Genomic DNA, 21463 nt, shown 5'->3' on the forward strand with positions numbered 1-21463 from the left:
CGGTAGGTTTCAAAACTCACCGCAGAAACAGGAAAGCCCCTTTTCGGGGCTTTCAAAAAGGCTTTACAGCCAAAATTTATCAATTGTGTGTTCTAGCTCAGTCAGTGCTTTGTGATATACCGCCTGTTTAAAATTGACGACATCTTGCACAGGGCGCCAGTAATCCACCCAATCCCAAGCCTCGAACTCTGGTGAGTCATGTCGATTCAAATCAATACGATTATTGTCACTTTCCAAGCCAAGCATAAACCAGATTTGTTTCTGGCCAATGCACACCGGTGTGCTGTTATGGCGAATGAGATGTTTAGGCAGGTCATAACAGAGCCAATCGTCAGTACGCCCTAAAACGCGTACATCGCATGGCTCCAGCCCCACTTCCTCTTTCAATTCACGAAAGACCGCTTGTTGTGGCGTTTCATTCTCACGGATTCCTCCCTGTGGAAACTGCCACGCATCTTGATGAACTCTCTTTCCCCAAAACAGCTTACCTTCCTTATTTACGATAATAATCCCAACATTGGGTCTATAGCCATCTTGGTCAATCATTTAAAAGTTAAATTCCAGTAAATTCTAATTAAATGTAATAGTGCCGAAAAATCGTTAAATTTTCAATTCAAAAATACAGTTTCACAGCATTGTCTTAGGATACAAATATCAATAATTGACAAAAACACACTTTACGCTACGATGAGCGACAATTTGAACACAAGCAGCTTTAGGAAAACCACATGGCCTTGGCAATTTTTGATTTAGACAATACCTTGATTGGCAATGACAGCGATTATCTTTGGGGCGAATTCTTGGTCAGCAAAGGGTTTGTTGACGGTGAAGCATTTGCTGCGACCAATGCCCAGTTCTATGAAGACTATAAAGCCGGTACCTTAGACATCTATGCCTATCAACGTTTTGCCTTAGAGCCGTTAAGCAAGCAAAGTATGGAAACCCTTGCTGATTGGCATCAGCAATTTATGGCTGAATTTATCGAGCCGATTGTCTTGCCAAAAGCACTGGCACTGGTCGAGAAACACAAGCAACAAGGTGACGATGTGATGATTATCACCGCCACCAACACCTTTATTACTCGCCCTATCGGTTTACGCTACGGCATTGAGGTTTTGCTTGGTACAGAAGGTGAAATTATTGATGACCGCTATACTGGCGAAGTAGCTGGAACGCCGACTTTTCAGGATGGCAAAGTGGTTCGTTTAAATGAATGGTTAGCGGAAAACGGTAAAGATTTACAAGGCAGTTATTTCTATTCGGACTCACACAATGACTTACCGTTATTAAAACTGGTTGAGCATCCGGTCGTGGTTGACGGCGATGATAAGCTGCTTGCTTATGCCAAGGAACAAGGCTGGGAGTGTATCACCTTACGAGACTAATTTACTTTCTCGCGTCAATCCTCAACAAAAAAGCACCTTAAACGGTGCTTTTCCTTAAACAGTATTTTTTATAGATTGAAGCAAAAATTAGAGCTCAAACTCTTCTTTAACTTGCTCAACCCAAGCATCGATGCGTGCATCGGTTAATTCCGGCTGCTGATCTTCATCGATACCTAAACCGACAAAGAACTCTTCATCTTCTGTCACCGCTTTAGATTCATCAAACTCAAAACCGTCAGTCGAGGTATAACCTGCTGGTATCGCTCCGTTTTCAACCGCAATGTCATGCATCAAGCCCATTGCATCCAAGAAATATTCCGAGTAATCCGCTTGGTCACCTAAACCGAAACAGGCCACGGTTTTACCGGTAAAATCGATACCTTTAAAATCTTCCCAAAAATCATCCCAAGAACTTTGCAACTCACCATAGTACCAAGTCGGTTGACCAAGAATGATCTTGTCATATTTAGCAAAATCATCGGCGCTGGCAGTTGCAACATCATGCACTTCTACCAAGTCCGCACCCATTTTTTGCTTAATTAAATCTGCAACACGTTCGGTATTACCTGTATCCGTTCCGTAGAATAAGCCAACTTTGCTCATGTTTAGATCCTTTATCTGCAATATAAGGTAACCAGTGACTGTCTATTGCAAACAAGACAACCACTTGGAGAGTCTGTTAAAATTGGGCGCAATCATAGCATAGTGACATTCCCCGTCCAGACATTTAATTTTATTTGAAATGATGAAAAAAACTAATCCCGTCGACTGTTTTCAATGCAAGTATTTTTATATCACTTGGGAGCCTGCCAACCCAAGAGGCTGTAAGGCATTTGGCTTTAAAACCGCCAAAATACCTAGCCAAGTTGTCTTGGAGACTTCCGGTGACGACTGCTTAAAATTCACCCCAAAAAATGCGGATGACAAAGCCTCTAGTAAACTGCAACGAGATGGCTGGACCGCGTAGTTAATTCAACATTTTGCCTAGAATAAAACAAAACAACGCTACGACGCCTATTCAAAATCAATAACCGCTGGACTTTACGCGCTTTCCAACATTCTTCGCAAGGCCGACCAAAGAAAGTATCGCCCCGGATCTGTTTTGCGATTCGGAGCAATATCGCAGTGACCGACCACAGCCGTTTTCGGAATCTGCGGATAAGCCTTCCAAATCGCTTTAATTGACGCCGCTAAAGATTCATATTGAATCGCCGTATATAAAGTATGGTCAGTGCCTTCCAATTCGATTCCAATCGAAAAATCATTACATTTCGGACGACCGTTAAAATCAGAAACACCCGCATGCCAAGCACGTTTATGAAAAGGCACAAACTGAATAATGGAGCCGTCACGACGAATAAATAAATGGGCTGAAACCCGCAGATCCTTAATCATCTCGAAATACGGATCGGCTTTCGGGTCAAGCTGATTGGTAAACAACTGTTCGACTTCCGGCCCACCGAAGTGATTCGGAGGTAAGGAAATCCCATGCACGACTATTAGCGATAAATCCGCTTCATCCGGGCGCAAATCAGCGTTTGGGCTGGGAATATATTCAGCTTTGTCTAATAAACCTAAATCCGCGAGTACTTGCATAATTTTTCTTAAAATCCCTCGTAACAATGCCAATAGTATAATTGTAATTCTGTATAATCATGCTCATTTTAGAGGGTTGATGTTTCAGTAAGAAACAAAATCTAAAAACCCTGTATGTAAAAAACGAACAGACAAAAACCTCATGACTGACATCAATTACTTTGAAGATATAGAACTTACCGTTAAACAAGCACTTAATGAAGACATTAAAGATGGTGACTTAACTGCTAGTTTGATACCGGAGAGCAATCAGGCACATGCAAAAATCGTGTGCCGAGAAGAATCCGTTCTCTGTGGCCGCCCTTGGTTTGATGAAGTTTTTCGTCAGGTAGACGAATCTATCAAAATTCACTGGCTGAAAGAGGAAGGCGCAAGCATTGATGCCGATGAAACCCTGTGCGAAATAACCGGCTCAGCGCGCCATATTCTAACGGCAGAGCGTACCGCACTAAACTTTCTACAAACAATGATGGCGACAGCAACCACTACTGCCGCCTACATGAAATATTTACACGATACCAATACCACCTTGCTCGACACCCGTAAAACGCTTCCAGGCTTACGACTTGCACAAAAATATGCTGTCGCCTGCGGCGGCGCCACCAATCATCGCATTGGTTTATTCGATGCGATTCTAATTAAAGAAAATCATATTATGGCAGCCGGTGGCATAGAGAATGCTGTAACCACCGCAAAGCAAGATTTTCCCGGTGTAAAGGTTGAGGTGGAAACCGAAAACCTTGATGAAGTTCAGCAGGCTCTACAAGCTGGTGCAGATATCATAATGCTAGACAACTTTAGTTTAGAGATGATGCAACAAGCCGTCGAAATGGTGCAAAACGCGGCTAAATTGGAAGTTTCCGGTAATGTTGAAATCCAACATTTAGCTGCAATAGCAAAAACCGGCGTTGATTTTATTTCCACCGGAGCAATAACGAAACATATTCGCGCCATCGATCTTTCCATGCGTTTTAATATGGATATTGCTGAATAGATCGTTCCCTTAAAATAAATTACCCAGAAACGGATTGACCGAATGCCTGTCCATGAAGAACACCTGCTATTTCACACTGTTATTCTATTAGCGATTGCCGTTTCGACAGTAGCTCTGTCTCGCCGTCTTTCTTTTCCGCCGATTCTGGGCTATATCATTGTCGGCATGATTGTCGGCCCGCATGGATTCAGCCTTATTGAGCAAGAAGAGAACATTGCTCTACTTGCTGAACTTGGAATTGTTTTCTTACTGTTCGCAATCGGGTTGGAGTTTTCACTCGGCCAAATGATGGCGATGCGACGCCAAGTATTCGGCATGGGTAGTGCTCAAGTACTGACGACAGCCGTCGTTGTGTATTTTATCGGCTATCTTGCCGGTCTAGATACCAACACTAATATCGTGATTGCAGGTGCCTTCGCACTCTCTTCAACAGCCATTGTTATCAAACAGTTAACCGAACAATCCGAAATTCAATCTCGTCATGGCCGCTCAACTGTCGGCATCCTGATTTTTCAAGATATCATGGCGATTCCATTGCTTATCTTAATCCCTACCCTTGCTATGAGCTCAGGGGAAGATGGCGCCTTACTCTCATCAATGGGCATCGCTTTTCTAAAAGGAATTATGGTAGTGGTGATCATGCACTTGATTGGTCGCCACCTGTTACGCCCGTTATTTCATGAAGTCGCTTCTGCTAAGTCCCAAGAACTGTTTACTCTCACCGTTTTGACCGTTGCACTAGGAGCTGCTGCTTTCACCGAGGAGATGGGATTATCAATGACACTTGGCGCCTTCCTCGCCGGTATGATGCTCTCAGAAACCGAATATCGCCATCAAATTGAATCAGATATCCGTCCTTTCCAAGACATACTTTTAGGACTGTTCTTTGTCACGGTCGGCATGATTATTTCTGTCGAAATCCTATTCGATCATTTTCCAATGGTGCTCGCGATCACCCTAGCCATTTTTGTGGTCAAAGGGGTAATCTTGTATTTTGTCTCGCGCCTATTTCAGAAAGAACCCGGGGTTTCTGCTCGTATTTCGCTATCCCTTTCTCAGGTCGGCGAATTCGGTTTAGTGCTAATGACGCTTGCCTTTACCTACAACCTGCTACCTGAAGACACCGGCAATATCCTATTAACCTCTGCTGTATTGAGCATGGCAATTGCGCCATTTCTGGTCAAGTTTAATGGTCAGATTGCTAAATTCCTGCATAAGACCAGTTACGGCGAGAGTCACGAACAAATTGAGAGTGACATTGCCGAACAGAACAAGCACATTAGCAACCACGTTATTTTGTGCGGTTTTGGCCGTGTCGGGCAGACCGTCGGGCGATTCCTACATAGCTCAAACGAGCTATTCTCGGCACTGGATATGGACATCAAACGCGTTTACGAAGCGAGAGCGGCTGGGGAAAGCGTCTATTACGGCGACGCTTCGAAACAAAGTATCCTCCATGCGGCCGGTTTAGAAAGAGCCAAAATCGTCATTATTACTTTTAGCGACTACCACGCTTCAATTAAAATCCTGCGCACCATTCGCCAATTAGATAAAGATATTCCGATTTTGGTACGCACCATAGACGACACTCATGTCAATGATTTGATTGAAGCCGGTGCCAATGAGGTTATCCCGGACACTTTCGAATCAAGCATTATGCTTGCATCGCATTTACTATTAATGATTGGCCAGCCGCCAAGTAAAGTATTGCGCAAAACTCGTATTATCCGTAAAGACCGTTACCGTATTCTGGAAAACTTCTATCCGGGCGAGGACGATAATCCTTCCAATCCGTTGCAATCGCACCAGCTGATGAAAGGGATTATTCATAGCGCCTTAATTACTGAAGAGAGCTTTGCCGTGGGTAGACGCTTGAAAGAAATTCCGTTTGAGCAGTTGCAAGTGAGTGTCGATGCCATTAAGCGAGGCCATGTTCGTGGCGATAATCCTTCCAAGGAGACTAAACTTCGAGTTAACGACCATGTCGTGTTAAGTGGCTTACCTGAAGATGTTGATAAAGCCGAGTTCTATCTAAGAACAGGTTCCATGCCTAATTGAAAAGTTTAATTCTGGAGCCAGATAATCGTTGCTAGCCTTCCTGTTTTGCCGGTATTTTCCGGGCTATCAGAATGGTGACAAGCATAGCGATAAGAATAGAAACGCTCTGGCTCAGTGTAAGTACAGAGCCGACTCAGCTCAACATTGAGCACACCTAAATTGCGCAAAATCTGTTCAGCGATGCCGTTTAAATCCGCCAAATATTTGCCCGTATTTTCGGTAACCAAAAAGTAATCTTCAGCGAAACCATGCTTTGCAACAAACTGCTCTCTCACTTCTGCGCCCACTTCAAAGTTAGCTTGCGAAATTGCCGGCCCAATCCAAGCTTGAACATTCTTTATGGATGTATTTTTAGCCGCCAAGATTTGCAGAAGAGAGTGCTCGATAATACCATTCAACAACCCTTTCCAACCAGCATGCACAGCAGCCACCCATGAACCATCTTTATCACACAGTAAAACAGGCATACAATCCGCTGTCATGACCACACATGGCTGATTTGCCTTTTCAGTCCACGCTGCATCAGCTACGGGCTCAGCCGGTGTATTAATAGAATCAGAATAATAGAGTAAATCGGTGGTGTGTTGTTGCGACAGCCATAAAGGCTTAGCAGGTAGAAAACTCTCAATCAATGTGCGGTTTTGTTGAACTGCTTGCAAATCATCCTGCACATGCAGTGCAGGATTAAGAGAAGCAAACGGAGCTTGACTGACACCACCTATTCGCGTCGTACACAATGCCTGTATCTTAGGAGAAACCTGCCAGTTAGGATGAATAAGCGGTATTGAGAATGACATTGTTTATTCTGGAATATCTTCGTCAGTGACCCATTCAACTTCGACACCATAATCGTAGTCAAACTCGTCGTAACCGAGCTGTTCTTCTTCAAAGACTTCAATATCCTCACGCAGAATATCGACCAGTTCCAACATATCTTCCGACATCTGCGAACGCCACTTCATGACTTTGCCACTAACCGGATGAGTTAATGAAAGCGCCCCGGCATGCAATGCCTGACGATGAAAACCGCGCAAATATTCAACAAACTGTTCGTGCATACGTTTTGGAATTCGAAATTTACTGCCATAAACCGGATCACCGACTAGCGGATAACCCAAATGCGCCATATGTACACGAATCTGATGGGTACGGCCGGTTTCCAGTTTAACGCGAACACGGGTATGGGCACGAAAATGTTCCAGTACACGATAATGGGAAATGGCCGGTTTTCCGCCCATTTCACGCACCGCCATTTTCTTACGATCTTGAGGACTACGTCCAATCGGTTTATCGACCGTCCCCCCTTTTGCAAGATTACCAACCAAAACAGCATCGTAAATCCGCTCTACAGCATGACGTTGTAATTGCTCTACCAAATGCGTTTGTGCGCCAATGGTTTTAGCGACGACCATTAGGCCAGAGGTATCTTTATCGAGTCGATGGACAATCCCGGCTCGCGGCACTTCCCGTAAATCAGGATTGTAATACAGTAAACCGTTCATTAAAGTACCATCTGGGTTCCCTGCCCCCGGATGCACTACCAAGCCGACAGGTTTATTAATAATCATAATGGCATCATCTTCATAAACGATGTCCAAATTAATTTCCTGCGCTTCAATCCGAGTACTTTCTTCAATCAAGACGGTCAACTTGACTTGCTCGCCACCAAACAATGCATAGCGAGGCTTTTTACACACCTTGCCATCCAATTCAACCAGACCTTCTTTAATCCAAGCTTGGATTCTGTTGCGCGAATAATCTGGAAGCTGTTGCGCCAAAATAGCGTCTAAACGCTGGTTCATAGCCCCTTCCGGGATGGTGATCTGCATTATCTGTTCAGACAAGAATAGCTCCTTAATTGAGTATCAGTCGAGTTGTTACTTTACACATAACATATGCGCTTTTCCGCTATTCATGCTGCGGATTTCCATGGCGCCTAAAGCAAGCAATAAAGCCCGTTTTCAGCCATTTTCCAAGCAATATTTTATGATATACTCGACGGCAATTTTTGATTATGTCGTATTGTACAAAAGAATGATGAAAAAAACGTTGTTATCCGCTCTTCTGGCGGCAAGCATTTCGCTTACCGGCTGTTCCACAATTTCCAACCTGGTGGAGAAACCAGATGAAGATAAAACCGTAGCCGAGTTTTATGAAGACGCAACTGAAGCGTTTGCATCTGAACAATGGGATGTCGCCATTGAAGAGTATGAAAAACTCAAAGCCTACTTTCCTTACGGCAATTTTGCGGAACAGTCATATTTGGAACTGGCTTACGCCTATTACCGTTATGACGAGCCAGAATCAGCAATCCGTGAATTGGAAGAGTTCATGCGCTTATTCCCTAAACACCAAGAACTTCCCTATGCTTACTACTTGCGAGCTTTGGCTGCTGATTCGATTACGCGTAGTTGGCTAGATAAATTCATTACCGACCCTGCAAGCCGTGACACCAAATCTGCGGATCGAGCTTACGGTTATTATGTCGAGTTGATTAACCGCTACCCGAATACGGATTATGCGCGCCAAGCCTCAAAACGTCTTTTGATTCTACGCAACCAAATGGCACGCCATCAAGTTCAAGTCGCGCAATTCTATCTTGAACGCGAAGCTTACCTTGCCGCAGTAAACCGTGCTCGCCGCGTTCTGGAGGAATATCCAAATGCAGCAGAAACCGGTGAAGCGATTCGAATCCTTGCCTACTCCTACGACAAGATGGGCATGACCCAGAACCGAGACGACGCGCTAAAAGTCTACACCTTAAACCAAGACAAGTTTAAAGTGAGCCGTTCGACTGATGACGACATGGAAGATCTCGCTAATCCGAATCGTAGCTACTGGGATCGTTTTGTCGATAGCTTTAAAGGTCTATTCGGCGGTTAAACATTTAGCACAACTCCTTAGAGAGCTTTGAAAAGAAAAGGCGTTAAGAAACATTCTTAACGCCTTTTTTGTATGCAACTGCAAACCAAAACTTATTCTTTATAACCGCTGGTAATCGGATAGCGGCGGTCACGTCCAAAAGCACGATGCGTGATTTTCACTCCTGGTGCAGACTGGCGGCGCTTATATTCAGAGCGATCAATCAAACGAATCACTCGACGCACTTCACTCTCTTCATAGCCCATCTCAACAATTTGTTGCGGTGACATATCTTGCTTAACATAGGCTTTAATCATCGCATCCAAACTGTCGTAATCCGGTAAGGAATCTTGATCTTTTTGATCTGGACGCAATTCCGCGGATGGAGGACGGGTAATGACGCGTTCAGGAATGACTTGAGAAATACTATTACGATACTTCGCTAACTGATAAACCATGGTTTTCGGAACATCTTTCAACGGTGAGAAACCGCCGACCATATCACCGTATAGCGTCGAGTAACCCACCGCGACTTCCGATTTATTACTGGTCGCAAGCACCATTTTGCCGTTTTTATTCGACATTGCCATCAATAAAGTGCCACGAATTCGTGCCTGCAAATTCTCTTCGGTAATATCCGGTTCACCAACTGCCAGCGTTGCCTGTAAAGACATTTCAAAAGCTTGGTACATGGGCTCTATCGGTATCGACTGATAGTTCACCCCCATGATATTCGCCTGCTCGGCAGCGTCGTCCTGACTGATTTGCGCGGTGTAGCGAAACGGCATCATTACCGCTTCAACATTTTCAGCTCCAAGCGCATCCACTGCCACAGCCAAGGTTAGAGCCGAATCGATTCCGCCGGAAAGTCCCAATAACACTCCTGGAAAACCATTCTTACCAACATAATCACGCACGCCGGTAATCAATGCTTGATAGATTCGTGCTTCCTCGGCAAATAATTCGGCTTTTTCACCCGGAACCATCACCACTGAATCTTGTTGTTTAATGAAATTGACTTCACAAAGGTTTTCAACAAATTCCGGCGCCTGCACACAGACATCATTATCGGCGCTGACAGCAAAGGACCCGCCATCAAACACTAATTCGTCCTGCCCACCGACTTGGTTAACATAGACAATCGGCAAACCAGTTTCATTCACTCGATGTGCCAAAGTATCCAAACGATCTTGGTGTTTTTCCTGAGAGAAAGGTGACGCATTTAAAGTCAGTAAAACTTCTGCACCAGCTTGCTTGGCTTGTGCTGCCGGTGAAATTTTCCAGATGTCCTCACAAATTAGAATGCCGAATTTAATGCCTTTGTAATTGACCACACAATCCTGTTTACCGGAATTGAAATAGCGCTGTTCGTCAAACACACTGTAGTTCGGCAGATTTTGTTTTACATAACTCGCCAGCAACTCGCCATCGGCGATAAAGGCCGCCATATTAAAGCGCTCACCCAGCTCATCCATCATCGGATAACCAATGACACAAGCAATATCTTGACTAGCATTCACAATTTTCAGTAAAGCCGCTTCAACCTGCGAATAGAGACCGTCACGTAACAGCAAATCTTCCGGCGGGTAGCCGGTAATCGTCATTTCCGGAAACACCACCAATTCGGCCTCTTTTTGTTTTGCCTGCTCTAGGGTTTCTAGAATTAAATCAACGTTACCTTGAATATCGCCCACTTTCGGGTTGATTTGCGCCATGATTAATTTAACGGTATCAGTCATGCAGAGTCCTTTATCAACGCGCTAGTGCGAGTTTTGATAAGTATTTAGTAAAAGATATTGCCTGTTTTAGAAACAGTTATTTGCGCCACGATGGAATAGATTTAAGCACGCGACGCAAACAGAGTGAAGGGTTATTTCTTGGTGTTAAAAAACGATTAGAAGTTTTTAACCATTGCCGAGCCAAGATCAGCCGGAGAATCGACCACGGTGACACCGGCTTTACGCAGTGCCGCAAATTTCGCTTCCGCAGTGCCTTTACCACCTGAAACAATCGCTCCGGCGTGCCCCATACGTTTACCAGCAGGCGCGGTAACACCGGCAATATAAGCCACCACTGGCTTGGTCACATTCGCCGCAATGAACTCAGCCGCGTCTTCTTCAGCTTGACCACCGATTTCGCCGACCATGATAATTCCTTCGGTTTGCGGATCGTCTTGGAACAAACGCAGGCAGTCGATAAAATTCATGCCTTGAATCGGGTCACCACCAATACCAACACAAGTCGATTGACCCAAACCATTAGTGGTAGTTTGATGAACCGCTTCATAGGTTAAAGTACCGGAGCGTGACACAATCCCTATTTTACCCGGCAAATGAATATGCCCTGGCATAATACCGATTTTACAGCCTTCACCTTTGTCGCCTGGAGTAATAAGCCCCGGACAGTTTGGCCCGATTAGGTAAGCGTCCGATTTTTCCAATACTGCACGTACTTTCAACATATCGGCAACCGGAATCCCTTCGGTAATACAAGTAATCACTTTAATACCGGCATCGATGGCTTCGATAATTGAATCCGCCGCAAAAGCAGGTGGCACGTAAATCATTGACGCTTCTGCACCGGCTTTTTCAACGGCTTCTTTAACGGTATTAAAAACCGGAAGACCTAAGTGAGTTTGGCCACCTTTGCCCGGAGTTACGCCCCCCACCATTTTGGTGCCGTAGGCAATCGCCTGTTCAGAATGGAAAGTTCCTTGTTTACCGGTAAAACCTTGGCAAATGACTTTGGTGTCTTTCTTAATTAAAATACTCATTTCAAATCTACCTTACTTCGCCAATTCCACTACTTTTTTCGCCGCATCCGCCAGGCCATCTGCACTAACGATACTTAAACCGCTAGTCGCCAATTTCTCTTTACCTAGCTCAACATTGGTGCCTTCTAGACGCACGACCACCGGAATTTCCAGCCCCACTTCTTGCACCGCTTGAATAATGCCTTCGGCAATCAAATCACAACGCACAATGCCGCCGAAGATATTGACCAAAATCGATTTTACCTCTGAAGAAGACAGAATCAGCTTAAAGGCTTCCGCAACCCGTTCCGGTGTTGCACCGCCGCCAACATCCAAAAAGTTAGCCGGTGAACCACCATTCAGCTTAATCAAATCCATGGTCGCCATTGCTAAACCAGCTCCGTTAACCATACAACCAATATCACCATCTAGGGCGATATAGTTCAGTTGGTGCTCAGATGCCTTTGCCTCACGCTCGTCTTCTTGCGAGAAGTCGCGCATCGCAACCAATTCAGGCTGACGGTACAGTGCATTTGAATCGATATTCACTTTTGCATCCAATGCCACCAGATTGTTTTCAGCGGTACGAATCAACGGATTGATTTCAAGCTGCGAAACATCTTTGTCCAGCGCCAACTTATAGAATTTATTCATTAGCTGACCAAGCTGTTTGAAAGCTTCCGCCTTTAGAGCTAACGCAAAACCGACTTCACGACACTGGTACGGCATGACACCAACGGTTGGGTCAATATGCACAGTGAAAATTTTCTCTGGAGAAGTTTCCGCGACCTCTTCGATATCCATACCACCGGCAGCAGAAATCACAAAGGTGTGCTTGCGCTCAACACGATCAACCAAAAGACTTAGGTACAACTCTTCTTCAATATTCAGCGTTTCTTCAATTAGCAGCGAGTTAATTGGTAGTTCTTTGCCCGCTGTTTGGATGGTTGCCAATTTTGAGCCTAACAGTTCAGATGCAACTTGCTGCGCTTCTTCGGCAGTTTTTACCAGCTTAACGCCTCCCGCTTTACCGCGAGCACCGGCATGGATTTGCGCTTTCACTACCCAAGCATCAGAACCGACTTTTTGCATAGCATCAGGCAACTGCGCTAAATCGTCAATTAACTCCCCTTTCGGGACGTTGATGCCATATTGCGTAAACAACGCCTTGGCTTGATACTCGTGTAGATTCATTTTGCTGTGTTCTCCAAACTCTTTTGGCTATCGCAACACCAGAGCAATTCATTTGCAGGAGGGCCTGCCAATTTGGTGCTGTTAAAAATGCCGCTATTGTAAGATTTTTGTAATGAATTTGCATCATTGATTGGGGTTTTAACCGGCTTTTGTCCGGTTTTTTTAGCGAAAATTCCGCTTTTCACAAGCACAGTAAAAATGATGCTTTCGGTAGTGCTAGAATAGTCACAAATTTTAGTTTGCTTAGGAGAGCATCTTGCGCTCAATATTTTTATTCTTGATTGTTATCGTGGTGTTTTTATTGGTGATGGCGGTTATTCGCGGTCGCCAACAAAAAAAATTCGAACAACAGCTTGCTCAGAAAAAAACGCAAAAGAATGCACAAGGGAATGAAAAAATGGTGTGCTGCGAAATCTGCCAAACTTATCTACCCGAATCTCAGGCACTTTGCGTAGAGGACAAATGTTTCTGCTCTAAGAAGCACCTACAACAATTTGTAGATAATGAGTAAACACGAACTCCATTCTTAAGCCATAAAAAAACCCAAGTATTTAACCCGGGTTTATTTTTATAAGCTTTCGGTACAGCGATGCTACTTTAATGAATCTCTGCAATCTTAGCGGTAAGGATAATAGTTGCATCGGCGAGAGGATGATTAAAATCCACTACCGCAGTATCAGCTTTTACTTCAACAATTGTGCCCGGTACTTCTTGACCTGTAGGAGTGTTAAAACCGATCACCTGCCCTTTTTCCGGCGGCATTTCAGCGGGAAAAGAAGTTAGCGGCATTTCATGCACATTTTCCGGATTCGAAGCGCCGAAAGCACGCTCCGGCGACAATGTTAATTTCGCAGTCGTTCCGACTTCTAGACCAACTAACATATCTTCCAATTTATCTAGAAACTCGCCCTCACCCAAACGAAAACGAAAAGGCTCGTTATCAGTGGCTTCCTCAACCAAGGTACCGTCCGGCAACTCCATTTTGAAAACCAAACTGATTTCACTGTTTTCCTGAACGCGTGCTAACGGCTTAGACATATTGCTTTTCACTCTAAATCAACTTCACAGAATATAAAATTTCAGGCATAAAAAAAGTGCTTCCTCTTTAAGGAAACACTTTCCCAAACCCATTAATTTCGGATCTTCTTAGGTCTTGCCAAATAAGCTAAACTCTTCTTCAGGTACATCTTGGCAACGAATATGCCATTCCAGAGTATATTGACAAGAACCGCCTAAACAATCTAAATCAGAACCTTTTAGCTCGTTATTACTACGCGCCTGACGAGAAACAGGATAATAACCGATTGGGCACAACTCTCGAGAAAGGACGCGCATTTGCGTTGACTCAAAACTTTTAAAACTATGGTTCGACTCTTGCCAAAGACGGAATTCGTTTTCAGCAATTTTTTCGCTTTGTACCGGACTATCCAACTTATCAATAGTACTGGCGACCGCGTTAAATCCTTGTTCAATCTTAGCAGCGCCGCTCTGCACAGAACAACCGCTAATTACAGCAGTGGCAACAAGTGCAGCAGTCAGGCTAGAAAGTTTGCTCACATTCATCAGCTGTGCTTCTTTTCTTGAATAAAATAATGACACGCATCTTAGCAAATTTGCTCTGTTATTGCGCTAAAATTTGCTCTTTGGAGCCTTTTTCCGAGATGATATAGCACATATTGGTATTGACTTTTTTGCCGTCAACCAACAACGACAAACCAAGCTTATCGTCTTCGTTCAAACGGACATCACCTTCATACACCTTAAGCAATTTACCACTCATACAACTATAGATTTCTACCTTACGGTCTAGGCCGACCCAGTCCGACTGTAGATTTTTAGCGCTGTTAGCAACCTTATCACAACCGCTTAAGCCCACAAGCGCTGTGATTGGCAACAGCATTAAGGTAGCCATTTTAGCAATACGCTTTAATTTTCTGCCGTTATTGAACATTTCCCTTATCCTTAACTACTACTCACCGGAGGCTGGTGTATCGTTAGTGGTTTTAGCTTCTTCATAAGCCTTTACCACCTTCTCTTTCGCTTCACCGGCGGTTTCCTTAGTCGCTTCCCAAGCCTTGATATAAGTCTGCTTGTCACTCATGGTATCCACCACTTCAGAAGTGCCTTCTTTAACCGACTGCATGGTTTCCGATTCTTTCGCCTGTTTGGTCCAACCAGAAACGGTTTCAGTCGTACTATCCCAAGCCTCGCTCGCGGTTTGTTTGGTTTTCTCCCACCAATCGCCTTCCGCCTGCACACTAAATGGGACACTCATTAGCGCGCTTAACAATAATGTTGAAGCAATATTCTTCGCTTTTAGATTCTTCATAATTTCACCTCGTAAAAGTCGCCGAGCACTTGATTCCATTGGCTCGCTTGACTCATTAAATAATTTTCCACTCTCAAATAATAATAACGCCCGCCAGTTTTTCAACTGACAGGCGTTCATTTTTTAACTCGCTAGGCACATTTATAGCGAGTTAACATACTCGGCAACCGCTTGCATATCGTCATCGGAAAGCCCAGAAGCCATCGGTGCCATCATGCCGGTCATAGGGCCAACCTGTTCGCCGGCTTTATAACGCTGCAATTTATCGACAATCGCAGTAACCTCTTGCCCGGCAAGCTTAGGCCCCACACCACCTTCACCAGCCGCGCCATGACAACCGATACAAGTTGCATAGACTTTTTCACCGGACACGCCTGCTGTAGCAGCTGCAACCGCTTCTTTAGCCTTAGTCTCCACCATTTGCTGCATATCTTGCTCAGCTTTTACTTCTGGAGCTGGGGCAGCAGGTTCAGGAGCAGCAACTTTAGGCATTTCTTCTGCCAAAGGCATTTTTGGCGCAGCCGAAGGTTCTGGCTGCTTTACATCCATCGCATTCGTCATTTGCTGAGTCGACGCTTCTGCCGATTTTTGCTCGTCAGCCTCTTTATCAGAACAGGCACTAAGTGATAAGACGCCCGCCATCATAAGCAGTGCAAGCATATTTTTTGAGATTTTCGCTGACATAAAACAACCTTTAATACCGGACCGGTATAATTTATAAAAAATAAGTTTTCAATATACCCAAGCTAATGCTAGCTGGCAAACGTTTACTCTCACTTGCTGACGTTTACCCTAAAATTTATTCTGAGCCAGTTATCGAGATAAAGCTTTAAGAAATTCTGACCAGAATTTTGTCAAAGTCTACAGACTGAGCAAACGTTTCTCCAAACGCTGAATAGAAACCGGTTGGATGGTTTTCAGCGGCTGCGAGAAAATAGAAATTCGTAACTCTTCCAATAACCAACGAATTTCAATCAATTCCTCATGACTGGCGTAAATTTTATCCTGGGCACGTTGCTGATATAAGTCCAGTAGCGGTTGAATCTGACGAATTGCCTGTTGATCCTTATTCGGATCTTGGTCAATTTTTTCTAGGCGCTTTTGCAACGCTTGTAGGTAACGTGGAATCTGTTTCAACCATTGATCCGGCGTACTTTTAACAAATCCTGCGGCAATTAGATCATCTAACTGCCCCTTAATATCGCTTAAAGACATTAACCAGCGTGGATTAATATTTCCTTTCACCTGCCTAGCAACCTTCTGGTGCAGAGTTAGAATTTCAGTCACCAGCTTTGCCAAACCTTGCGCTTGCTCAATCCATTTAGAGCGAGCCAAGTTTAAGGCGTTTTCATAATCTTCCTGTTTACGCAGTTGCGAAGGGTGTGGAATAAGTTGGCACAAAGCACGATCAACAATTTCAGCGGTTAAATCCGCGCAAGTTCCATATGGCGCATAGCAAAGACACGCTTTCTGTAACGGTAACTTCTTCAGCAGGTATTTTTCTTTATCCGCTAGTTCACGACGAATTAATTCAATGACGGACTGGGCATGACTTTGACTGGCTTCATATTCATCACCAAGTAATTTCAAAAGGATATTGCCGTTTTCAAGCACTAACGCTGGGTAAGCAACCATCTGCACACCGCGCTCTTTTATTGTCTTACTAACAGCGAGATCACCAAAATTCCAATGAGTAATAACTTTACTTTCAGCCGCTCGTTTAGATTGATGACGTTTGATTTGCGCGTCAACTAGATGCTGATAGTCCGCCTTTAATTGGTCAAGGTCATCGCTTTCAGCCAATTGCTTGAGCTTACTGTCCAACAAAATAAAATAAGGCTTTAAGTGTATCGGCAATTCGACTTCGGCAAAATCTTCGCTATGCACTTTTTGATTAGCGCGACGGTTCAATGCCCACACTAATTGATTGATAAAAGGAATGGCTTGGCCTTTTTCGGCTTTGCTTGGCGACATCTCTTTTAACACCAAATCTGCATATTGCGGAGCGGGAATAAACTGCTTACGAAGATGCTTCGGTAATGCCTTGATGTAACTCGCAACCTTCTCCTTAATCAATCCCGGAGTCAGCCATTCAAAATCTTGCGAATCCAACAAATTAAGTTGCGCTAGCGCAATCTTAAAAGTAGCCCCGTCTTGTTTCTTGCCCGGCTCAAATCGGTAGTCAACAGCTATCTGCAATTTATTCGGCAATGCCATCTGGTCTGGGAAATCGTAATTCAGCTGTTCGTCAGCTTGCTGCTTCATTAACCAATCTTTAGTCAAAAACAGTGCTTGCAGCTTTTCAGGAGCCGCTTTCTCAGTTTTGCGAACCCACTTCTCAAACGCTGGCTTGCTGTAGATATGCTCAGGAATTCGTTCGGCATAAAACTGGTAAACCTGTTCGTCATCGACTAATAGATCAGGACGACGCAGTTTTGACTCTAAGCGTTCAATCTCTTCAACCAACTGGCGATTATGAACAAAAAACTCGACGTTGGAGTGTAGCTCACCTTCGACCAATGCATGCCGTAAGAAAATCTTGTGTGCATCTTTAGGATTAATTGGCCCGTAATTACAATGTCGACGATTGATAATCGGCAGACCGAACAAGGTAATCGATTCATAAGCACCAACTTGGCCTGCCTTTTTCTGCCAATGCGGGTCGGCATAACTGTGTTTAATAATGTGTGGCGCCAACTGCTCGACCCAGCGCACATCAATTTCTGCATTAGTGCGAGCGAATAATTTTGAGGTTTCCACCAATTCCGCCGATAGAATCCATTTCGGGCGGCGTTTAAAAAGCACTGAACTCGGATGAATAAACAACTTGGTATTACGCGCCCCCAAGTATGAACGCTCATCATCACGATTAGCGATATTACCAAGCAGACCGGCCATTAAAGAACGATGCAGTGCAATAGAATGGATGTCACTTAAACGCTCAATGACACTCTTACCCTGCTTGACCTCTTCATACATATGCAGTTCACCAACTTGCATACCAATCCGCTTGAGGCTGTGCTCCAGCTGCATGGTCAGTTCATGCCACTCTTTCATCCGTAAATACGAAAGAAAATTGGTCTTACAAAGCTTGCGTAACTTATTCTGTGAAAGGTGACGGCGCTGATATTCATAAAAACGCCATAGATTCAAAAAGAACAGAAAATCTGAACGTTCATCATCCCACTGTTTATGCACTTGGCGTGCTGCCGACATATTCGACTCATTAATATCGCGCGGATCTTGAATGCTCAGCACGCTGGCGATAATAATAACCTCTGCCAACACACCATTTTTTTCAGCCTGCATAACCATTTTCGCTACCGCCGGATCAATCGGCAGTTTGGCGATTTTTCGACCTTCGTCGGTTAAGCGACGATTTTCATCCAAGGCACCTAACTCATATAACTGACGATAGCCATCATTCACCGACTTATCATTCGGCGGCTCGATAAACGGGAATTTTTTGACCGTGCCGAGGCGCAGCTGCGCCATGGTCAAAATAATCGAAGACAGGGAGGTACGATGGATTTCCGGATCGGTAAATTCCGGACGACTATTAAAATCTTCTTCATCATATAGACGAATACAGATACCTTCGCTAACACGACCACAACGACCTTTACGCTGATTAGCAGAGGCTTGCGAGATTTTCTCGACTGGTAAACGCTGTACTTTGGAACGTACGCTGTAACGACTGATCCTTACCTGACCCGGATCAATGACGTATTTAATCCCCGGAACGGTCAAGGAGGTTTCGGCAACGTTAGTCGATAAAATTATGCGGCGCTTTTGCGAAAGCTGAAAAACCTTATTTTGCTCGGCCATCGACAGTCGTGCATACAGCGGCACAATTTCGGTGTTTTTCAGATTGCGCTTACGCAAAACCTCGGCGGTTTCTTTAATATCGCGCTCACCGATCTGGAACACCAATACATCGCCAAAAGGGTCTTCATGCGCAAGTTCTTCAACCGCATCAGCAACAGCCGTTGATACATCTTGCTCAATAACATTACCGGCATCGTCTTCATAACTAATTAGAGGGTTATAACGAACCTCCACCGGATAGGTACGCCCGGAGACTTCGACAATTGGGGCCGGTTTACCGTCTATGGCAAAGTGGTTAGCAAAACGCTCGGTATTAATGGTTGCCGAGGTAATAATAACTTTTAGGTCTTTACGCTTTGGCAGAAGTTTTTTTAGAATCCCTAATAAGAAATCGATGTTAACACTGCGTTCATGCGCTTCATCAATGATAATCGTGTCATATTGATTGAGGTAAGGGTCGTTTTGAATTTCCGCCAGCAGAATGCCGTCGGTCATGACTTTGATTAAACTATGCTGCTTAACCTGATCGAGAAAGCGAACTTGGTAACCCACTAAGTCACCAATCGTAGTGCCCAATTCTTCTGCAATACGCTCGGCAACACTTCGCGCGGCTAAACGACGTGGCTGGGTACAACCAATTTTACCGAATACCCCTTGCCCAGCCTCCAGACAAATCTTAGGAATCTGCGTGGTTTTACCCGAACCGGTCTCGCCGGCAATGACAACAACCTGATTATTTTTAACTAACTCAACTAATTCATCTTTGCGTGCCGAGACAGGAAGCTTGTCTGGATAAGAAATTTCAGGAATTTTTTCTAATCGCGATTTTGCAATTTCAATAGATTTTGTTAATCGGTTAAGCCATCCATTATCAATGCCATTTTCTAAATCACCAATAACCTCAGGCTTCCCTCTCAACTGGTTTAATAGTTTAAACCTATCAACAACCATGCATTGTTGATTGATAAAATTTATCAAGCTGCTCTTTTTCTTTGGGAAATTCAATAACATAGGTTGACGGACAGTCTCACAATACGCATAATATTAATAAATTCTGATATAGACATTAGTTATTTTTATACGTTCACAAAAGTATTTATAGAACTAAATTAAGATCTGCTTAAATGCAAGTCTCTATATCGCAGTAGATTTTCACTGTACATCCACTGAAAATCGGCATTATAGCAAATTCAAAATACAAGGCTTTAACAATGAAAATTCGCCAATTATTTGATTATGACACTTGGACTTATACCTACCTTCTTTGGGACGAAGAAACAAAAGAAGCGGCGGTAATCGACACAGTAATCGAACAAGTAGAACGAGATATGCAGCATATTGAAGAGTTGGGGCTGAATGTTAAGTACCTACTTGAAACACATATCCATGCTGACCACATTACCGGTGCAGGCCCACTTCGTAAACGCACTGGTGCGGAAATTGTTGTGCATAAAAACTCCGAATCACAGTGTGCTGATGTTCTTGCAGTTGAAGGCGATTCGTTCAAACTGGGCGAACAAGAAATTCGTGTTCTGCACACACCGGGTCACACCAACACGGACATTACTTACGTAATCGACGGTGCGGTATTTACTGGTGACACTCTTTTGGTTCGAGACTGCGGTCGTACTGACTTCCAATTAGGAAGTAACGAAGACATGTACAACTCACTAACGAACAAACTATTCACTATGCCGGAAGACACCATGGTTTTCCCTGCGCACGACTATAAAGGTTTCACGCAGTCAACAATCGGTGAAGAGAAGAAATTTAATGTTCGTGCCGGTGACAAGAAATCGTTTGAAGATTTCTCAACCATTATGGACAATCTAAATCTACCGCGTCCTAAGCGTATTGATATCTCGGTACCAGGTAACCTTAAGTGCGGTAACCTAGACGAAGAATAATTCGGCTTGGTTAAGTTATGACCTGAAAAATTTTCAGGTCAAAAAAAGCCCCGAGTGATGAAATCATTTCACAATCGGGGCTTTTTTATTGCTACTAGGGATTAAGAATCAGTGCACTTCTAACACTTCTACTCTGTAGTTTAGTGTTTTACCAGCAAGCGGATGGTTACCATCTAGGTAAACCTTGTCTTCTTCGATACTGATAATACGGAAAGTGACAATTTCGCCATCTGGATCTTCAGTCTCAACTGCTGATCCGACTTCAATCTGCACATTGTCATCGAAGTTATCTGGGCCGGCAAATACGATCAAGTCATCATTAACAGGCCCATAAGCTTTTTCAGGCGGCAATGTCAGCTTCGCTTCAAAGCCCGGTTCTTCACCTTCTAAAAACTCTTCCAAACCTGGAATAATTTCACCTTCACCTTGGATATAAATCACAGGCTCTGCGTCAAAAGTCGAGTCAATTACATTGCCCTCTTCATCACGTAGTTCGTAATGGAAAGAGACGCGGCTACCCTTTTTAATTTTCATAGTTTGCTTAGCTCCCGTTAAGCT

The 21463-nt window shown here is 44.1% G+C and carries 21 protein-coding genes; 6 read left to right on the forward strand and 15 right to left on the reverse strand.

The genetic code is table 11. The annotated features are described in order from the left end of the window. Nucleotides 1-63: 63 nt before the first annotated feature. A complete protein-coding gene (locus tag J3998_RS00185; protein ID WP_208146036.1) occupies nucleotides 64-546 on the reverse strand; it encodes an RNA pyrophosphohydrolase in 483 nt (160 codons plus the stop codon). A gap of 182 nt (nucleotides 547-728) precedes the next feature. Here J3998_RS00185 and J3998_RS00190 point away from each other — a divergent pair, with 182 nt between their 5' ends. Continuing rightward, on the forward strand, nucleotides 729-1385 hold the full coding sequence (locus tag J3998_RS00190) for a histidinol-phosphatase (protein ID WP_208146039.1): 657 nt from the start codon (nucleotides 729-731) through the stop codon (nucleotides 1383-1385). 87 nt (nucleotides 1386-1472) lie between these two features. Here the strand turns inward: J3998_RS00190 and J3998_RS00195 are convergent, their stop codons facing one another. Together J3998_RS00195 and ampD are read right to left on the reverse strand one after the other, a co-directional pair. Then, a complete protein-coding gene (locus tag J3998_RS00195; protein WP_208146041.1) occupies nucleotides 1473-1988 on the reverse strand; it encodes a flavodoxin in 516 nt (171 codons plus the stop codon). 438 nt (nucleotides 1989-2426) lie between these two features. Continuing rightward, complete coding sequence (gene ampD, locus J3998_RS00200; protein WP_208146043.1) at nucleotides 2427-2981, reverse strand: 1,6-anhydro-N-acetylmuramyl-L-alanine amidase AmpD; 555 nt, start codon at nucleotides 2979-2981, stop codon at nucleotides 2427-2429. 142 nt (nucleotides 2982-3123) lie between these two features. Here ampD and nadC point away from each other — a divergent pair, with 142 nt between their 5' ends. Beyond that, a complete protein-coding gene (gene nadC / locus J3998_RS00205) occupies nucleotides 3124-3975 on the forward strand; it encodes a carboxylating nicotinate-nucleotide diphosphorylase (protein WP_208146045.1) in 852 nt (283 codons plus the stop codon). Nucleotides 3976-4017: 42 nt separating this feature from the next. Further along, entirely contained in the window at nucleotides 4018-6033 is a 2016-nt protein-coding gene (locus tag J3998_RS00210) for a cation:proton antiporter (protein ID WP_208146047.1), read from the forward strand. 5 nt (nucleotides 6034-6038) lie between these two features. On the opposite strand, the gene pgeF is transcribed toward J3998_RS00210, so the two are convergent. Both pgeF and rluD read right to left on the reverse strand, forming a co-directional pair. After that, the gene (pgeF, locus tag J3998_RS00215) at nucleotides 6039-6830 is read right to left on the reverse strand and encodes a peptidoglycan editing factor PgeF (RefSeq protein WP_208146049.1); all 792 of its coding nucleotides are present in this window, start codon (nucleotides 6828-6830) and stop codon (nucleotides 6039-6041) included. Between the two features lie 3 nt (nucleotides 6831-6833). Next, nucleotides 6834-7877, reverse strand: coding sequence for a 23S rRNA pseudouridine(1911/1915/1917) synthase RluD (gene rluD / locus J3998_RS00220; RefSeq protein WP_208146051.1), 1044 nt, complete (start codon nucleotides 7875-7877; stop codon nucleotides 6834-6836). Nucleotides 7878-8019: 142 nt separating this feature from the next. Between rluD and J3998_RS00225 the strand changes: the two genes are divergently transcribed. Next, complete coding sequence (locus J3998_RS00225; RefSeq protein ID WP_243750520.1) at nucleotides 8020-8916, forward strand: outer membrane protein assembly factor BamD; 897 nt, start codon at nucleotides 8020-8022, stop codon at nucleotides 8914-8916. Between the two features lie 92 nt (nucleotides 8917-9008). Here the strand turns inward: J3998_RS00225 and J3998_RS00230 are convergent, their stop codons facing one another. From J3998_RS00230 to sucC, 3 genes are all read right to left on the reverse strand, one after another. Beyond that, nucleotides 9009-10634: an NAD+ synthase gene (locus J3998_RS00230; protein ID WP_208146053.1), complete on the reverse strand. Its 1626-nt coding sequence runs from the start codon at nucleotides 10632-10634 to the stop codon at nucleotides 9009-9011. 155 nt (nucleotides 10635-10789) lie between these two features. Continuing rightward, on the reverse strand, nucleotides 10790-11668 hold the full coding sequence (sucD, locus tag J3998_RS00235) for a succinate--CoA ligase subunit alpha (RefSeq protein WP_208146055.1): 879 nt from the start codon (nucleotides 11666-11668) through the stop codon (nucleotides 10790-10792). A gap of 12 nt (nucleotides 11669-11680) precedes the next feature. After that, nucleotides 11681-12841: an ADP-forming succinate--CoA ligase subunit beta gene (gene sucC / locus J3998_RS00240; RefSeq protein ID WP_208146057.1), complete on the reverse strand. Its 1161-nt coding sequence runs from the start codon at nucleotides 12839-12841 to the stop codon at nucleotides 11681-11683. A gap of 256 nt (nucleotides 12842-13097) precedes the next feature. On the opposite strand from sucC, the gene J3998_RS00245 reads away from it, so the two are divergent. After that, nucleotides 13098-13352 carry a PP0621 family protein gene (locus J3998_RS00245; protein ID WP_208146059.1) on the forward strand — a complete coding sequence of 85 codons (255 nt, stop codon included), beginning with the start codon at nucleotides 13098-13100 and terminating at the stop codon, nucleotides 13350-13352. Nucleotides 13353-13438: 86 nt separating this feature from the next. On the opposite strand, the gene J3998_RS00250 is transcribed toward J3998_RS00245, so the two are convergent. The 6 genes from J3998_RS00250 to hrpA form a co-directional block, all read right to left on the reverse strand. Then, nucleotides 13439-13879 carry an FKBP-type peptidyl-prolyl cis-trans isomerase gene (locus J3998_RS00250; protein WP_208146061.1) on the reverse strand — a complete coding sequence of 147 codons (441 nt, stop codon included), beginning with the start codon at nucleotides 13877-13879 and terminating at the stop codon, nucleotides 13439-13441. A gap of 108 nt (nucleotides 13880-13987) precedes the next feature. After that, nucleotides 13988-14404, reverse strand: coding sequence for a hypothetical protein (locus J3998_RS00255; RefSeq protein ID WP_208146084.1), 417 nt, complete (start codon nucleotides 14402-14404; stop codon nucleotides 13988-13990). 58 nt (nucleotides 14405-14462) lie between these two features. Further along, nucleotides 14463-14792, reverse strand: a complete 330-nt coding sequence (locus J3998_RS00260; protein ID WP_243750521.1) for a DUF5052 family protein — start codon at nucleotides 14790-14792, stop codon at nucleotides 14463-14465. An 18-nt stretch (nucleotides 14793-14810) separates the two neighbouring features. After that, complete coding sequence (locus J3998_RS00265; protein WP_208146086.1) at nucleotides 14811-15170, reverse strand: hypothetical protein; 360 nt, start codon at nucleotides 15168-15170, stop codon at nucleotides 14811-14813. 141 nt (nucleotides 15171-15311) lie between these two features. Beyond that, a complete protein-coding gene (locus tag J3998_RS13190) occupies nucleotides 15312-15854 on the reverse strand; it encodes a c-type cytochrome (protein WP_243750522.1) in 543 nt (180 codons plus the stop codon). A gap of 177 nt (nucleotides 15855-16031) precedes the next feature. Continuing rightward, a complete protein-coding gene (gene hrpA / locus J3998_RS00275; protein ID WP_243750523.1) occupies nucleotides 16032-19976 on the reverse strand; it encodes an ATP-dependent RNA helicase HrpA in 3945 nt (1314 codons plus the stop codon). 233 nt (nucleotides 19977-20209) lie between these two features. On the opposite strand from hrpA, the gene J3998_RS00280 reads away from it, so the two are divergent. Next, nucleotides 20210-20905, forward strand: a complete 696-nt coding sequence (locus J3998_RS00280) for an MBL fold metallo-hydrolase (RefSeq protein WP_208146097.1) — start codon at nucleotides 20210-20212, stop codon at nucleotides 20903-20905. Nucleotides 20906-21013: 108 nt separating this feature from the next. On the opposite strand, the gene J3998_RS00285 is transcribed toward J3998_RS00280, so the two are convergent. After that, nucleotides 21014-21439, reverse strand: coding sequence for an FKBP-type peptidyl-prolyl cis-trans isomerase (locus J3998_RS00285; protein WP_208146099.1), 426 nt, complete (start codon nucleotides 21437-21439; stop codon nucleotides 21014-21016). Nucleotides 21440-21463 lie beyond the last annotated feature (24 nt).

This window comes from Thiomicrorhabdus marina (genome assembly GCF_017571465.1).
GTDB classification, from domain to species: domain Bacteria; phylum Pseudomonadota; class Gammaproteobacteria; order Thiomicrospirales; family Thiomicrospiraceae; genus Thiomicrorhabdus; species Thiomicrorhabdus marina.

Coding starts and splice junctions, on each gene's coding strand:
- J3998_RS00230 (WP_208146053.1), bottom strand. CDS start 10,634: ATGACTGATACCGTTAAATTAATCATGGCGCAAATCAACCCGAAAGTG.
- pgeF (WP_208146049.1), bottom strand. CDS start 6,830: ATGTCATTCTCAATACCGCTTATTCATCCTAACTGGCAGGTTTCTCCT.
- J3998_RS00255 (WP_208146084.1), bottom strand. CDS start 14,404: ATGAATGTGAGCAAACTTTCTAGCCTGACTGCTGCACTTGTTGCCACT.
- J3998_RS00285 (WP_208146099.1), bottom strand. CDS start 21,439: ATGAAAATTAAAAAGGGTAGCCGCGTCTCTTTCCATTACGAACTACGT.
- J3998_RS00280 (WP_208146097.1), top strand. CDS start 20,210: ATGAAAATTCGCCAATTATTTGATTATGACACTTGGACTTATACCTAC.
- J3998_RS00260 (WP_243750521.1), bottom strand. CDS start 14,792: ATGTTCAATAACGGCAGAAAATTAAAGCGTATTGCTAAAATGGCTACC.
- sucC (WP_208146057.1), bottom strand. CDS start 12,841: ATGAATCTACACGAGTATCAAGCCAAGGCGTTGTTTACGCAATATGGC.
- J3998_RS13190 (WP_243750522.1), bottom strand. CDS start 15,854: ATGTCAGCGAAAATCTCAAAAAATATGCTTGCACTGCTTATGATGGCG.
- J3998_RS00210 (WP_208146047.1), top strand. CDS start 4,018: ATGCCTGTCCATGAAGAACACCTGCTATTTCACACTGTTATTCTATTA.
- J3998_RS00225 (WP_243750520.1), top strand. CDS start 8,020: ATGATATACTCGACGGCAATTTTTGATTATGTCGTATTGTACAAAAGA.
- J3998_RS00265 (WP_208146086.1), bottom strand. CDS start 15,170: ATGAAGAATCTAAAAGCGAAGAATATTGCTTCAACATTATTGTTAAGC.
- J3998_RS00250 (WP_208146061.1), bottom strand. CDS start 13,879: ATGTCTAAGCCGTTAGCACGCGTTCAGGAAAACAGTGAAATCAGTTTG.
- ampD (WP_208146043.1), bottom strand. CDS start 2,981: ATGCAAGTACTCGCGGATTTAGGTTTATTAGACAAAGCTGAATATATT.
- J3998_RS00185 (WP_208146036.1), bottom strand. CDS start 546: ATGATTGACCAAGATGGCTATAGACCCAATGTTGGGATTATTATCGTA.
- sucD (WP_208146055.1), bottom strand. CDS start 11,668: ATGAGTATTTTAATTAAGAAAGACACCAAAGTCATTTGCCAAGGTTTT.
- J3998_RS00195 (WP_208146041.1), bottom strand. CDS start 1,988: ATGAGCAAAGTTGGCTTATTCTACGGAACGGATACAGGTAATACCGAA.
- nadC (WP_208146045.1), top strand. CDS start 3,124: ATGACTGACATCAATTACTTTGAAGATATAGAACTTACCGTTAAACAA.
- J3998_RS00190 (WP_208146039.1), top strand. CDS start 729: ATGGCCTTGGCAATTTTTGATTTAGACAATACCTTGATTGGCAATGAC.